Genomic DNA, 1,458 nt, shown 5'->3' on the forward strand with positions numbered 1-1,458 from the left:
GATGGATATTGATTTTGTGGTTCACGATGCTGACGACGCGGTCGGTGTGGTGGTGGTGGAGGGGATTCAGGCGGGGCAGAAGCTGACCGGCTGGGTCATGGATCAGGATAAGACCCTGGAATTCGAAGTTTTGGGGGATATCCCGATTGGCCACAAGCTGGCGATTCGCGACCTGAGCGAAGGCGACACGGTGATCAAGTACGGCGTGGACATCGGCCGCGTCGTCAAGCCGATCCGCAAGGGCGAGCACCTGCACGTCCATAACGTCAAGACCAAGAGGTGGTAAGCATGGAAATCAAGGGCCGCAAATTTTTGGGATATCGTCGTGACAATGGGCGTGTAGGTATTCGCAATCATGTCATCGTGCTGCCAGTGGACGATATTTCCAACGCAGCCGCTGAAGCGGTGGCCAACAACATCAAGGGTGCGTTGGCATTGCCACATCCTTATGGTCGTCTGCAGTTCGGTGAAGACCTGGACCTGCACTTCCGCACGCTGATAGGCACCGGTTGCAACCCCAATGTTGCCGCAGTGATCGTCATTGGCATCGAGCCGGGCTGGACCGGCCGGGTGGTCGACGGCATCCGTGCTACCGGCAAGCCGGTCGAAGGGTTCTGGATCGCCAAGAACGGCGACCACAACACCATCTGTTCGGCGTCCCGCAAGGCCAAGGAGTTCGTCCAGTACGCCAGCGAGCTGAACCGTGAGGAGTGCGACCTCAGCGAACTGTGGGTTTCCACCAAATGCGGCGAGTCCGACACCACATCCGGTTGTGGTGCCAACCCGACCGTGGGTAACGCCTTCGACAAGCTTTACGCGCAAGGCTGTACCTTGGTCTTCGGCGAAACCTCCGAACTGACCGGCGGCGAGCATCTGGTTGCCGAGCGGTGTGCCAACGAGGAAGTGCGCAAGAAGTTCCAGTTCATGTTCGATCGCTACGCCGCCATGATCGACCGCTGGAAAACCAGCGACCTGTCCGAATCGCAGCCGACCAAGGGCAACATCGAAGGCGGTCTGACCACCATCGAGGAAAAAGCGCTCGGCAACATTCAGAAGATCGGCAAGAGCTGCCGCGTTGACGGCGTGCTCGACAAGGCCGAGGCACCCACTGGGCCGGGTCTTTGGTTCATGGACTCTTCATCTGCTGCCGCCGAAATGGTCACGCTCTGCGCCGCCTCGGGCTACGTGGCGCATTTCTTTCCCACAGGACAAGGCAACGTGGTCGGCAATCCAATTCTGCCGGTGATCAAGATCTGCGCGAATCCGCGAACCTTCCGAACCATGGGCGAGCACATCGACGTGGACGTCTCGGGACTGCTGCGCCGCGACTTCAACATGGACGAAGCGGGCGACAAGCTGATCGAGATGCTGTTCCGAACTGCCAATGGGCGCCACACTGCTGCCGAGGCGCTTGGGCATCGTGAGTTCGTGCTGACCCGTCTGTTTGAAAGCGCTTGA

At 59.3% G+C, this 1,458-nt stretch carries 2 protein-coding genes; both read left to right on the forward strand.

All coding sequences use genetic code 11. The annotated features are described in order from the left end of the window. The coding region (locus tag H3028_RS21015; protein ID WP_181299131.1) for a UxaA family hydrolase at nucleotides 1-286 on the forward strand (286 nt) is incomplete at its 5' end. 2 nt (nucleotides 287-288) lie between these two features. Continuing rightward, nucleotides 289-1,458, forward strand: coding sequence for a UxaA family hydrolase (locus H3028_RS21020; protein ID WP_181299132.1), 1,170 nt, complete (start codon nucleotides 289-291; stop codon nucleotides 1,456-1,458).

This window comes from Pseudomonas sp. Q2-TVG4-2 (assembly GCF_013620795.1).
Lineage (GTDB): Bacteria > Pseudomonadota > Gammaproteobacteria > Pseudomonadales > Pseudomonadaceae > Stutzerimonas.